The organism is Micromonospora pattaloongensis, from assembly GCF_900107255.1.
Lineage (GTDB): Bacteria > Actinomycetota > Actinomycetes > Mycobacteriales > Micromonosporaceae > Micromonospora_I > Micromonospora_I pattaloongensis.
Genome location: NZ_FNPH01000002.1, coordinates 442,553 through 454,391, shown reverse-complemented (window position 1 = coordinate 454,391; position 11,839 = coordinate 442,553). Strand labels below are relative to the sequence as shown.

The following is an 11,839-nucleotide window of genomic DNA, read 5'->3' as shown; positions in this document are numbered from 1 at the left end:
TGCGCTCCGCGCGCCGGGCCCAACCCCTGAATCCGCCCGGAGTCTGCCCGACCCGGCCGGAATGTGCCCGGTTCGGTGGTTCGGCCGCGGACGGTATCGCCACGATCACCCGCGAGTGGGGTGCGGGAGTGTCATCGTACGAATGCGGACAAGGCGGGCGAGCCGGGCGACCGACCGAGCAGCGAAGGGAACACCGCGATGACGATGGTCGAGCGCGAGGCGCTGGTCAACGACTGGGTGGCCTGGCGGGTGCGGCGCGTGGACGAGTTGCGCGAACCGTACGGCTGGCTGAGCCTGAGCGCGCTGCACTGGCTCACCGGGGAGCCGACCGGGTACCGGGGCGTGCCGGGCCGGTGGGACGGGCGCCCCGCCGGGGTCATGGCGCGGGTGACGCCGGAGGACGGCCTGGTCCTGCACGGCCGGCACGTGCAGGGCACGGTCCTGGTCGAGGTCGCCGACGCCGCGCCGCCCGCGATCGCCACCGTCGCCGACAAGCGGATCGAGATCATGCAGCGCGGCCGGCGGTACGCGATCCGGGTCCGGGACCCGCGGGCGGCGACGCGCACCCGGTTCGCCGGGGTGCCGGCGTACGCCCCGCGTCCGGAGTGGATTGTCGAGGGGTGGTTCCACGCGTACGACGAGCCCCGCGACGTGACGCTGGGCTCGGTGGTGGACGGGCTGACGCACCGGCAGTGCGCCCGCGGGGTGGTGCGGTTCCATCTCGACGGCGAGGACTACGCGCTGACCGCGTTCGGGCGCGCCGACGGCGGGTTGTGGCTGCCGTTCCGGGACGCCACGAGCGGCGTCACGACCTGCCCCGCGGCGCGTTCGCTGACGGTTCCCGAGCCCGGTCCGGACGGCCTGTTGATCCTCGACTTCAACCGGGCGGTGAATCCGCCGTGCGCGTTCACCGACTTCGCCACCTGCGCCCTCCCGCCACCCGAGAACACACTGCCGTTCGCCGTCGAGGCGGGCGAGCGGTCGCCGCTGCGGGTCGCACCGGACGGCGGCCGGCACCGCGCGGAGTGACCGTCGCCGGCCCATGACCGCCCGACGTACCGCTGGATCTGACCGGCACGGCCGGGGTGGCGCGGCTTCGCGGCTGGCGGAGGGCAGGATGGAGCACATGACGCTCTCTCTGCCCATCGATCCGCAGGCGAACAAGCTGCTCCAGGAGAACCCGCTGGCGCTGCTGGTCGGCATGGTGCTCGACCAGCAGGTCTCGATGGAGAAGGCGTTCTCGTCGCCGTATGAGCTGGTGCGGCGGCTCGGTCACGAGCCGACCGCGGCGGAGTTGGCGACGTACGACCCAGAGGCGCTGGTCGAGCTCTTCAGCGCCCGGCCGGCGCTGCACCGCTTCCCGAAGGCGATGGCGGCGCGGGTCCAGGACGTCTGCCTGAGGCTGGTCGAGCGCTACGACGGGGACGTCACGCGGCTGTGGTCGGAGGCGAAGGACGGCAGGGAGCTGCTCGAGCGGATCGGTGAGCTGCCCGGGTTCGGCAAGCAGAAGGCGCAGATCTTCGCGGCGCTGCTCGGCAAGCGGTTCGGGGTGACGCCGCCGGGCTGGCGGGAGGCGGCGGGCGCGTACGGCGAACCGGGCGCGTACCGGTCGGTCGCGGACGTCACCGACGAGGACTCGCTGGTGAAGGTGCGCAGCTACAAGCAGCAGATGAAGGCGGCCGCGAAGGCGTCGGAGAGCAACCTCTAGCCCCGCGCCCCCTCGCCGGGGTGGGTGACCCGGCCGTGGAGTGGGAGGATGGACGGCAGTCGAGGGAGGCCCGGGTGAAGCGACAGGAATCGCCACCGATCCTGATCACCGACGCCGCCCGCAGCCAGGACGATCAGCTGCGCAGCCGTCAGGTGCGGTACATCGTGATGATGTCGATCCGGGCGGTGTGCCTGATCGTCGGCGCTGTGCTCGTCTCCGCGCGGGCGCCGCTGCTCTGGCTCTGGCTCCCGATCTGCGGCGTCGGGATGATCCTCATCCCGTGGCTGGCCGTGCTGCTCGCCAACGACGGCCCGCCCAAGGAGAAGCACCGGATGTCCCGAATGCGTCACCACCCCGCGGGCCCGGCCGCCCTGCCGGCCCCGCCCGCCGGCCCCGCACCGAACCGCGTCATCGACCTCGAGCCATGATCCGCAGGATCGTCGCGTTGTGGCGGGTGGAGCGATCATGTGCGGGGCAGGGGTGGGCGGGCGCCGACGGTGGAGACGGCTATCGCGCCGAGTTCGCCGGCGCGGCGTAGTGCCTCCGCGGGCTCGGCGCCGGTCACCCAGGCGGCCAGCAGGCCGGCCGCGAACGCGTCCCCGGCGCCGGTAGCGTCCACCACCGGCACCCGCTGCGCGGGCTGCTCGGTCACCACCCCGGTCGGCTCCGCCCAGACCGCGCCCTCGCCGGCGCGTTTGAGCACCACGTGCCGGGCGATCCCGCGCAGCGCACGCGCGCGCGCCACCGCCGAGCTGGGCCGGTCGGGCAGCAGCGCCGTGCCGGTCAGCGCCGCCGCCTCGTCGGCGTTGGCGAGCAGCAGGTCGACGCCGCGTACCCATTGCAGGAAGGCCGCCGCGCCGACCTGCCGCAGCGGCTCCGCGGAGGCCGCGTCGACGCTGGTGGTGAGCCCGTGGCGGCGGGCGGCCGCCAGCGCGTGCCGGCCGGCGGCCCGCGAGGCGCGGTCCAGCAGCGTGTAGCCGGACAGGTGCAGGTGGGTGGCGTCCGGGGCGGCGGCGAGCGCCGCGTCCACGTCCGCCGGCTCCAGCTTCAGGTTCGCGCCCCGGTCGGTGATCATCGACCGCTCGCCGTCGTGGACCAGAACGATCACGGTGCCGGTCGGCGCGTCCGGGCAGCGCCGTACGGCGCAGCGCACGCCCGCCGCGGCGAGCTCGTCGACCCGGGCCTGCCCGGCCTCGTCGGCGCCGATCGCGGCGACGAGCGTCACGTCGCCGCCCTCCCAGCCGAGCCAGGCCGCCGTGTTCGCGGCCTGGCCGCCGCCGGTCTGCCGGACGTCCGCGCGGGTGTCGGAGCCGGTCGCCAGCGGTGCGGCGAGCACGGCGAGGACGTCGGTGACCACGTCGCCGACGACCACGATCCGTCGTCGGGGCGGCCCCTCGGGTTCGGGCATCGCCGGCGGGTCAGGCCGCGGCGGCGACGGCGATCCGGCCCGCCAGCTCCGCGTTGCGCAGGATGATCCGTACGTTCACCGCGAGGCTGCGCCCCTCGGTCGCCGAGTGGAAGTGCGCCAGCAGGAACGGGGTCACCGCCTTGCCGGTCACCCCGTCGCGCGCCAGCATCGCCAGGCCGTCGGCGAGCGTCCGGTCGTGCAGCGCCGGATCGAGCTGCTCGTCGACCGGCAGCGGGTTCGCCACGATCAGGCCGCCGCCCTGCACGCCCTGCTCACGCCGGGCGCGCAGCGCCGCGGCGATCTGCTCCGGCGACTCCACCGACCAGTCGAGGTCGAAGCCGCTGTCGGTGATGAAGAACCCGGGGAAGCGGCGGGTGCGGTAGCCGACCACGGTCACCCCGAGGGTCTCCAGCCGCTCCAGCGTCGCGCCCACGTCCAGGATCGACTTGACGCCGGCGCAGACCACCGCGATCGGCGTACGGGCCAGGGTGGTCAGGTCCGCGGACTCGTCGAAGGTCTGCGACGCCTCGCGGTGCACCCCGCCCAGCCCGCCGGTCGCGAAGACCCCGATCCCGGCGGCCGCGGCGACCGCGCTGGTTGCGGCGACCGTGGTGGCGCCGTCGGCGCCGAGCGCGGCCGCCACCGGCAGGTCGCGGACGGAGAGCTTCGCCACGCCGTCGGCGGTGGCGAGATGGCTGAGCTGGGCGTCGTCGAGGCCGACCACGAGCCGGCCGCCGACCATGCCGATGGTGGCGGGCACCGCGCCGGCGCCGCGGACCGCTGACTCGATCTCCCGGGCCACGCGCAGGTTGTCCGGGCGCGGCAGCCCGTGGGAGACGATGGTGCTCTCCAGGGCGACGATCGGGCGCCCGTCACGGCGGGCGGCGGCGACCTCGGCGCCGTACTGGATGTCGAAGCGCGGGGACTCGTTCACGATCACCACGGTACGGGTCGGGTCGGCACGGCCGTGCGTTGGACCGGCACCCCGTCAGCTGCAACACTGGTGGGCTGGAGGTGTTACCACGTGAGCACAGAGGTTCTGGAGCGTCCGGAGCTCAAGGACGCCGATACCGGTCCGGAGATGTTCCATTACGTCCGGAAAGAGAAGATCGCCGAGAGCGCGGTCATGGGGACGTTCGTGATCGCCCTCTGCGGCGAGACGTTCCCGGTCACCAAGTCGCCGAAGCCCGGCTCGCCGGTCTGCCCGGCGTGCAAGGAGATCTACGAATCGATGAAGGGCTGACCCGGCCCCTGCGCCGACCCCGGCCCCCGCGCGCGTAGCCTGCGGCGGTGAGCACCTCCACCGCCCTGCTGGCCGCCGACCTGGCCGGGGTCGCCGTCTTCGCGGCCTCCGGCGCCTCCGCCGCGGTGGTCAAGCGGCTCGACCTGTTCGGCGTGGTCTTCGTCGGCTTCGTCGCGGCGCTCGGCGGCGGGATCCTGCGCGATCTCGTCATCGGGGAGGTGCCGCCGCTCGCGTTCGCCGACTGGCGGTACGCGACGGCCGCCGCGCTCGCCTCGATCGCCGTCTTCTGGCTGCATCCCCAGCTCGCCCGGCTGCGTCGTACCGTTCTGGTCCTCGACGCGGCCGGCCTGGGCCTGTTCACCGTCACCGGCACGCTCAAGGCGCTCGGCGCCGGGGTGCCCGCGATGGGCACCTGCGTGATCGGCATGCTGACCGCGATCGGCGGCGGGCTCGGTCGCGACCTGCTCACCGGTGAGATCCCGGTCGTGCTGCGCCGGGAGATCTACGCGGTGGCCGCGCTCGTCGGCTCGGTCACGGTGGTCGCGCTGCACTTCACCGGGTACGCCGGGCCGGCCCCACTGGCCGCCGCGGCGCTGCTCGTCTTCGGCCTGCGGGTGGTGGCGCTGCGCCGCAGGTGGTCGGCGCCGGTGGCGATGGAGCGGGGCTTTAGGCGGCGGCTCCGCGAGGAAGGCGCCGCCGAGACCCCGACGGCGTCCGGCGACGGCGGCGCCGGCCGCGGTCGCCCGTCGTCACCCGGCCCGGCCGGCGGCTGAGGCCCGCCGTTCCACCGACCGCGTCCGGGTGTGACCAGGCGCTCGCGCGGTGTCGCTGCCGGGCCCGGAAACGTCGGCGCGGCTATGCTGGGACGGCCTTCGCGCTCCACCGTCGCGAGGGCGTTTTCGTGAGCCGCGACCGTGGTCGCGCTGGTCGTTGCGCAGAGTGTCCGCCCCCGTGGTGGTCGGAGGGAGCGTCTCTTGGGTGCCCAACTGCCGGCTATCGACACCTTTCCGGCACTGCGTGCCTGGCAGCGCAAGGCGCTCGTGGGTTACCTGCGGCGACGCTCCGAGGACTTCATGGCGGTCGCGACCCCCGGCGCCGGTAAGACCACGTTCGCGCTGCGCATCGCCGCCGAGCTGCTCGCCGACGGCACCGTCGAGGCGGTCACCGTGGTGGCGCCGACCGAGCACCTGAAGACCCAGTGGGCACAGGCCGCCGCGCGGATCGGCATCCAGCTCGACGCCGGCTTCCGCAACGCCGACGTGCACTCCTCCGCGGACTTCCACGGCGCCGTCGTCACGTACGCGCAGGTCGGGATCGCGCCCCAGGTGCACCGCCGGCGCACGCTGACCCGCCGCACCATGGTGATCCTCGACGAGGTGCACCACGCCGGCGACTCGCGCTCCTGGGGTGACGGGGTGAAGTCGGCGTTCGAGCCGGCCGTCCGTCGGCTGATGCTCACCGGTACGCCGTTCCGCTCGGACGACAACCCGATCCCGTTCGTGACGTACGAGCGGGGCGGCGACGGGCTGCTGCGATCGCGCGCCGACTCCGTCTACGGATACTCCGACGCGCTCCGCGACGGCGTCGTCCGCCCCGTGATCTTCCTTGCGTACTCCGGCGAGACCCGCTGGCGCACCAGCGCCGGCGACGAGCTCGCGGCCCGGCTCGGCGAGCCGATGACCCAGGACGTGGTCGCCCAGGCGTGGCGGACCGCGCTGGACCCGGCCGGTGACTGGATGCCCCAGGTGCTGCGCGCGGCCGACGCCCGGCTGCAGGTGGTGCGCAACGGCGGGATGGCGGACGCCGGCGGGCTGGTCATCGCGACCGACCAGCAGTCCGCCCGGGCGTACGCCCGGCTGCTGGAGCGGATCACCGGGGAGAAGGCCGTCGTCGTGCTCTCCGACGACGTGGGCGCCTCGGCGCGGATCGCCGAGTTCGCCGCCTCCAATCAGCGGTGGCTGGTCGCGGTCCGGATGGTCTCCGAGGGCGTCGACATCCCCCGGCTGGCGGTCGGGGTGTACGCGACGAGCGCCTCCACGCCGCTCTTCTTCGCGCAGGCCATCGGGCGTTTCGTCCGGGCCCGCCGGCCCGGCGAGACCGCGTCGGTCTTCCTGCCGAGCGTGCCGCACCTGCTCGGCCTGGCCAGCGAGATGGAGGCCGAGCGGGATCACGTGCTCGGCGCGCCGAAGCAGCGGGAGGGCTTCGACGACGACCTGCTGGAGCGGGCGCAGCGCAACGAGAACGCGAGCGGCGAGCTGGAGAAGCGGTTCGAGGCGCTCTCCGCCACCGCGGAACTCGACCAGGTGATTTTCGACGGCACCACGTTCGGCACGGCCGCCCAGGCCGGCACGCCGGAGGAGGAGGAGTACCTCGGGCTGCCGGGGCTGCTCACCGCGGACCAGGTGGCCGTGCTGCTGAACAAGCGCCAGGCCGAGCAGCTGGCGGCGCAGCGTCGGCGGCGGAGCGAGCAGGCGCCGCCCTCGGCGCCCACGCAGTCGGCCGGGCCGCGTACCGCGGCGGAGCGGCGGATCGTGCTGCGCCGTCAGCTCAACGCGCTGGTCGCTGCCCACCATCACCGCACCGGGCTCCCGCACGGGAAGATCCACGCCGAGCTGCGGCGGCTTTGCGGCGGACCGCCGAGCGCCCAGGCGACGATCGAGCAGCTGGAAGAGCGGATCGCGACCGTCCAGACCCTCTGACGGGGCGGCGGCAGCGGCAGCGGCGCACGGCATATAAACCGGCCGGCGGCGTCCCCCGTGAGGGGAACGCCGCCGGCCGGTTTATGTGATGGAACCTCAGTTCGCCATCAGATCGGCGCCACGCCAGGTGAACTCGGGGTCGGCCTTGAACTGGACCGCGATCTTCACGAGATCGTCGGCGTACTTGTTCGCGTGGTGTCCGCAGAACACCAGCTCACTGCCGCCCGCCAGCGTCACCCGCAGCTTGCCGGCCGCGTTGCACCGGTCGCACCGTTCATCGGCGCCCAGGGAAGCCACCGTCTCCGGCGGCGTGAGGGTCGGGGTCATCGCCTTCCTCCTCTTGTCGTCACCGATGAACACACTCGTCGGTCGTTGCTCACCCATCGTCCAACACCGGTGATGGGCGCGTCCTTCCCAATGTGCCCCCGGGGGACCGAGGTCACACGTGGTAGGGACAGTGTGCCGTGCACCAAGGGTGCCACGTCAACGATCACAACAGCACATCCGCCGGATCAGTTCGCGTTGATCCACATCTGGTGATCAAAGCGACACGTTCGGTTGACGAAATCGTCTAGTCCAAGTAGTCGCGGAGAACCTGCGAGCGGGACGGGTGTCGCAACTTTGACATCGTCTTCGACTCGATCTGCCGGATCCGCTCCCGGGTCACCCCGTAAACCTGGCCGATCTCGTCGAGGGTGCGCGGCTGACCGTCGGTCAGCCCGAACCGCAGCCGCACCACCCCGGCCTCGCGCTCGGAGAGCGTCTGCAGGACCTGCTGGAGCTGGTCCTGCAGCAGCGAGAAGCTCACGGCGTCGACCGCGACGACCGCCTCGGAGTCCTCGATGAAGTCGCCGAGCTGGCTGTCGCCCTCGTCACCGATGGTCTGGTCGAGCGAGATGGGCTCCCGGGCGTACTGCTGGATCTCCAGCACCTTCTCCGGTGTGATGTCCATCTCCTTGGCCAGCTCCTCCGGGGTGGGCTCCCGGCCCAGGTCCTGGAGAAGCTCGCGCTGGATGCGGCCGAGCTTGTTGATGACCTCGACCATGTGCACCGGGATGCGGATGGTGCGGGCCTGGTCGGCCATGGCCCGGGTGATGGCCTGCCGGATCCACCAGGTGGCGTACGTGGAGAACTTGTAGCCCTTGGTGTAGTCGAACTTCTCGACGGCGCGGATGAGGCCGAGGTTGCCCTCCTGGATGAGGTCGAGGAAGGCCATGCCGCGGCCGGTGTAGCGCTTGGCCAGCGACACCACCAGACGGAGGTTCGCCTCCAGCAGGTGGTTCTTCGCCCGCTCGCCGTCGCGCGAGATCCACATCAGGTCGCGCTGCATCTCCCGGACGAGCTTCTCCTCGCCCTCCTCGGCCGCGCGCAGCCGCTCGGCCGCGTAGAGCCCCGCCTCGATCCGCTTGGCGAGCTCCACCTCCTGCTCGGCGTTGAGCAGCGGCACCTTGCCGATCTGCTTCAGGTACGCGCGGACCGAGTCGGCGGAGGCGGTCAGCTCGGCGTCCCGGCGGGCCTGCTTGAGGGCCTCGGACTCCTCGTCGTCCCACTCGAAGTCGTTGCTGTCGTTGGAGGCGTCGGCCTCGGCCGCCTGGGCCAGCTCCGCCGGCTCCTCGACCACCACGTCCTCGATCTCGGCCGCGAGCTCCTCGGGATCGATCTCGCCCTCGGCGCCCTCGCCGTCGGCCGCCTTCGCCTTGCTCGCCTTCGCCGTCTTGGCCGGCGCGGCGGCCTTCGTCGCCTTGGCGGCGCGGACGGTCCTGGCCGGGGCCTTGGCCGGCGCGTCGCCGCCGTCGGTCGAGGTGGTGGTCGCCTTGCGGGCGGTCGCCTTCTTGGCCGGCGCCGCCGCGGCGGCCTCGTCGCCGCCCGGGGCGGTCTGCTTGGGGGCGGGTGGCGCGGCCTTCTTGGTGGTCTTCGCGGTGGTGGCCTTGGACGCGGGCGTGGCGGACCGGGCGGCGGCGACGCGGCGGCGCGTGCTCGCCGATCCGTCCACCACGACGGTGATGCCGGCGTCCGCGAGGGCGCGCAGAATCTTCTTGGCCTGGGCCGGGGTCACCTCAGCGGACTCGACGGAGCGTGCGACCTCGGCCGACGTGAGCTGGCCGCCGGCGCGCTCCGCGTGGGCGATCAGAGCGTCGGTGAGGGAGCGTACGTCGGCGCCGGTGTGGCGGAGTTCTGTCACGAATGACCTTCCGGAGGCGATGAGCGAGCACGGCCGGACCGGCCACCGCAGCGCGGAGCGACGTGTGCCGGTGTGGAGTGGGGCCCCCGTGTCGCGGACCGGCCGGGTTGGCGGCGATCCGTGGCGCAAGGGTAGGCGTGAATTGTAACGCCGTCTGCGGCGATCATCCTGCGCGCGCGCCGGAGGCGACGACCGGGCCCCACCAAGCGTGAACGAACGTGGACTTTGAAAGGATGTTACCCCTGCCAGGTGGGGGAGGGGTGGCCTGACCGGGCGACGGAGGCCGCCGACTTCATCCCCGCGGAAAACGCCCGAAAATGGGCGCGGAAAGGGCGTGACGCACGCATGCGCGAAATCACCCCACGTCCGGATGAGTTGCTGAGGATCGCGGTGGACGTGGCGCGGGACGCCGCCGAGACCGCCCGCCGGATGCGCGCCGAGGGCGTGCGCGGGGTCGACACCAAGAGCACGAGCACCGACGTGGTCACCGCGGCGGACCGGGCGGTGGAGCGCCAGGTCGTCGCGGCGCTGCGCGACGCCCGGCCCGGGGACACCGTGCTGGGTGAGGAGTACGGCGACAGCGCCGACCCGCGGTCGCGCCCGCCGGGCGCGGTGCGCTGGATCCTCGACCCCATCGACGGCACCGTCAACTACCTCTACGGCCTGCCCGAGTACGCCGTCTCGCTCGCCGCCGAGGTCGACGGGGTGGTCGTGGCGGGGGTCGTGCGCAACGCCGCGACCGGCGACGAGTGGCGGGCGACGCGGGGCGGTGGTGCCTACCGCGACGGCGAGCGGCTGCGCGGCTCCGCGCAGACCGACCTCGCGCACGCGCTGATCGCCACGGGCTTCGGTTACGACCCCGCCCGCCGGCGCCATCAGGCCGCGGTGCTCGCGGGTCTGATCACCGAGGTGCGGGACATCCGCCGGTTCGGCGCGGCCGCCATCGACCTGTGCCGGGTGGCCGAGGGCGCGATGGACGCGTACTACGAGAAGGGGCTCAACGCCTGGGACCACGCGGCCGGGGGCCTGGTCGCCACCGAGGCGGGGCTGCGGGTGGCCGGGCTGGCCGGGGCGCCGCCGGGGCCGGAGCTCGTCATCGCGGCGCCGCCGGCGCTCTTCGGCCCGCTGCACGCCCACCTGCTGCGGCTCGACGCGGCGGGCGGCGCGTAGCGCGCGACGACGACGGCGGGCCCGCCGCGCGGCGGGGCGGCCCGTGGCCCGCACGCGATCGGCGCCCGGTCCGACCGGACCGGGCGCCGATGGGATCACGCGATCAGAGCTGCTCGTCCGCGGCGCAGGTCTGCGGCGGCAGCTGCGGCTTGCCGCCGAGCTCGACCAGCGACTGGTTGACCTCCGTGGTCGTCGCCAGCTGCTGGTACGCGTTGCCGATCACCACGTCGACCGCGTCGTCCTTGCGCTTGGGGTCGTACTCCACCTTCGCCTGGTCCAGGAAGTACGCCCGCAGCAGGTGCGCCGAGCCGACCGCCTGCGGGCCGTACCGCAGCACCGCGACGCCGTCGACCCCCTTCTTCTGCGGGTCGTTGCCTTCCTTCTGCACCTGGAACTTGCGGTTCTTGAACTCCGTCCCGACCTTCGTGGCCAGGCCCGGCGTGTCCGTCGCGTTGTAAACGTTGATCCGGACGTCCTTCGGCTCCCGCAACCGGATGTTGGCCAGCGCGTACCCGTCGGGGCAGCTCTTGGCGGCGGTCGGGCCGCTCTGCGTGTCCCGAACGACCGCGACCACGACGAATACCAGCGCGAACAGGGCCAGCGCGCCGACGACGACGAGTGCTCGCACTCGCGCAAAGCTCATGGAATGGCTCCCGTGCAGGTGGGTTGGCTGGTGCCGGGCCAAAAGGGTGGTGTCGTCGCGACCCTGTGGCTACCGAGTATGCCGCTGAGGTTAGCGGTTATCCGTCCGGTGTGGGGAAACAGTGCGGGCCATCCGGCGCGGCGACCGTGATCGGTGGACTCTTACCCCTATCTTCGTGTCGCCTGAGTCACATTGGGAACAATTCCCCGCGCGCGGGCGTACATGCAACGCACGAGGGCGGTATACATGCCTCGCCCACAGGGGGGTAAGGTACCGCGCTCGCCGGGGATGTTTCCTGCGGTCCGCCGTGTCCGGGGACAGCATGGCCCGTTCCCGATGTGGACGCCACGTTGGCGCGCAGGGAACCAAAACACGTGTTCCGGCGTTGGAACCGGAAGCGACTTATATCGATACGGGAGAGTGAACCGATGGCCACCGACTACGACGCCCCGCGTCGCGACGAGGTCGACCTCGGCGAGGACAGCCTGGAAGAGCTCAAGGCACGGCGCGTCGACTCTCAGTCGGGCGCCGTGGACGTCGACGAGGCGGAGGTCGCGGAGAGCTTCGAGCTGCCCGGCGCCGACCTGGCCGACGAGGAGCTCACGGTCAAGGTCCTGCCCATGCAACAGGACGAGTTCCGGTGCGCGCGCTGCTTCCTGGTGCACCACCGCAGTCAACTGGCAACGGAGCGTAACGGCGAGCTGATCTGCCGGGAGTGCGCCTGAGCGGGCCGGCGGTCCGCTGAGCACGCCCGCCACCACGACCGCGACGGCGGCCTCGCTCGGC

13 protein-coding genes are annotated in these 11,839 nt (G+C 72.9%); 8 read left to right on the top strand and 5 right to left on the bottom strand.

All coding sequences use genetic code 11. The features are described 5' to 3' along the window. The first annotated feature begins 198 nt into the window (after window positions 1-198). From BLW47_RS07920 to BLW47_RS07910, 3 genes are all read left to right on the top strand, one after another. Entirely contained in the window at window positions 199-1,029 is an 831-nt protein-coding gene (locus BLW47_RS07920; RefSeq protein WP_091553629.1) for a DUF1684 domain-containing protein, read from the top strand. Between the two features lie 88 nt (window positions 1,030-1,117). Continuing rightward, window positions 1,118-1,708 carry an HhH-GPD-type base excision DNA repair protein gene (locus BLW47_RS07915; RefSeq protein WP_091553628.1) on the top strand — a complete coding sequence of 197 codons (591 nt, stop codon included), beginning with the start codon at window positions 1,118-1,120 and terminating at the stop codon, window positions 1,706-1,708. Between the two features lie 74 nt (window positions 1,709-1,782). Then, window positions 1,783-2,136, top strand: coding sequence for a DUF3099 domain-containing protein (locus BLW47_RS07910; protein ID WP_091554619.1), 354 nt, complete (start codon window positions 1,783-1,785; stop codon window positions 2,134-2,136). Window positions 2,137-2,171: 35 nt separating this feature from the next. On the opposite strand, the gene BLW47_RS07905 is transcribed toward BLW47_RS07910, so the two are convergent. Continuing rightward, on the bottom strand, window positions 2,172-3,116 hold the full coding sequence (locus tag BLW47_RS07905; RefSeq protein ID WP_091553626.1) for a carbohydrate kinase family protein: 945 nt from the start codon (window positions 3,114-3,116) through the stop codon (window positions 2,172-2,174). Window positions 3,117-3,126: 10 nt separating this feature from the next. Continuing rightward, window positions 3,127-4,050: a pseudouridine-5'-phosphate glycosidase gene (locus BLW47_RS07900; RefSeq protein ID WP_091554617.1), complete on the bottom strand. Its 924-nt coding sequence runs from the start codon at window positions 4,048-4,050 to the stop codon at window positions 3,127-3,129. 90 nt (window positions 4,051-4,140) lie between these two features. Here BLW47_RS07900 and BLW47_RS07895 point away from each other — a divergent pair, with 90 nt between their 5' ends. From BLW47_RS07895 to BLW47_RS07885, 3 genes are all read left to right on the top strand, one after another. Then, window positions 4,141-4,359: a DUF3039 domain-containing protein gene (locus tag BLW47_RS07895; protein ID WP_091553625.1), complete on the top strand. Its 219-nt coding sequence runs from the start codon at window positions 4,141-4,143 to the stop codon at window positions 4,357-4,359. Between the two features lie 47 nt (window positions 4,360-4,406). Further along, a complete protein-coding gene (locus tag BLW47_RS07890; RefSeq protein ID WP_091553623.1) occupies window positions 4,407-5,132 on the top strand; it encodes a trimeric intracellular cation channel family protein in 726 nt (241 codons plus the stop codon). Window positions 5,133-5,333: 201 nt separating this feature from the next. Next, window positions 5,334-7,058 carry a DEAD/DEAH box helicase gene (locus BLW47_RS07885; RefSeq protein WP_091553620.1) on the top strand — a complete coding sequence of 575 codons (1,725 nt, stop codon included), beginning with the start codon at window positions 5,334-5,336 and terminating at the stop codon, window positions 7,056-7,058. Between the two features lie 96 nt (window positions 7,059-7,154). On the opposite strand, the gene BLW47_RS07880 is transcribed toward BLW47_RS07885, so the two are convergent. Then, a complete protein-coding gene (locus BLW47_RS07880) occupies window positions 7,155-7,385 on the bottom strand; it encodes a DUF7455 domain-containing protein (RefSeq protein ID WP_091554615.1) in 231 nt (76 codons plus the stop codon). 244 nt (window positions 7,386-7,629) lie between these two features. Next, the gene (locus tag BLW47_RS07875; RefSeq protein WP_091553617.1) at window positions 7,630-9,240 is read right to left on the bottom strand and encodes an RNA polymerase sigma factor; all 1,611 of its coding nucleotides are present in this window, start codon (window positions 9,238-9,240) and stop codon (window positions 7,630-7,632) included. A 345-nt stretch (window positions 9,241-9,585) separates the two neighbouring features. Between BLW47_RS07875 and BLW47_RS07870 the strand changes: the two genes are divergently transcribed. After that, window positions 9,586-10,410, top strand: coding sequence for an inositol monophosphatase family protein (locus tag BLW47_RS07870; RefSeq protein ID WP_091553615.1), 825 nt, complete (start codon window positions 9,586-9,588; stop codon window positions 10,408-10,410). A 103-nt stretch (window positions 10,411-10,513) separates the two neighbouring features. Here the strand turns inward: BLW47_RS07870 and BLW47_RS07865 are convergent, their stop codons facing one another. Next, complete coding sequence (locus BLW47_RS07865; RefSeq protein ID WP_091553613.1) at window positions 10,514-11,053, bottom strand: LytR C-terminal domain-containing protein; 540 nt, start codon at window positions 11,051-11,053, stop codon at window positions 10,514-10,516. A 428-nt stretch (window positions 11,054-11,481) separates the two neighbouring features. Between BLW47_RS07865 and BLW47_RS07860 the strand changes: the two genes are divergently transcribed. Next, a complete protein-coding gene (locus tag BLW47_RS07860) occupies window positions 11,482-11,778 on the top strand; it encodes a DUF4193 domain-containing protein (protein ID WP_091553612.1) in 297 nt (98 codons plus the stop codon). Window positions 11,779-11,839: the final 61 nt, after the last annotated feature.

What these genes read in the sequence shown, in the direction of transcription:
- BLW47_RS07920 (WP_091553629.1), top strand. Translation starts at nt 199, where the DNA reads ATGACGATGGTCGAGCGCGAGGCGCTGGTCAACGACTGGGTGGCCTGG.
- BLW47_RS07915 (WP_091553628.1), top strand. Translation starts at nt 1,118, where the DNA reads ATGGAGCACATGACGCTCTCTCTGCCCATCGATCCGCAGGCGAACAAG.
- BLW47_RS07905 (WP_091553626.1), bottom strand. Translation starts at nt 3,116, where the DNA reads ATGCCCGAACCCGAGGGGCCGCCCCGACGACGGATCGTGGTCGTCGGC.
- BLW47_RS07880 (WP_091554615.1), bottom strand. Translation starts at nt 7,385, where the DNA reads ATGACCCCGACCCTCACGCCGCCGGAGACGGTGGCTTCCCTGGGCGCC.
- BLW47_RS07870 (WP_091553615.1), top strand. Translation starts at nt 9,586, where the DNA reads ATGCGCGAAATCACCCCACGTCCGGATGAGTTGCTGAGGATCGCGGTG.
- BLW47_RS07865 (WP_091553613.1), bottom strand. Translation starts at nt 11,053, where the DNA reads ATGAGCTTTGCGCGAGTGCGAGCACTCGTCGTCGTCGGCGCGCTGGCC.
- BLW47_RS07860 (WP_091553612.1), top strand. Translation starts at nt 11,482, where the DNA reads ATGGCCACCGACTACGACGCCCCGCGTCGCGACGAGGTCGACCTCGGC.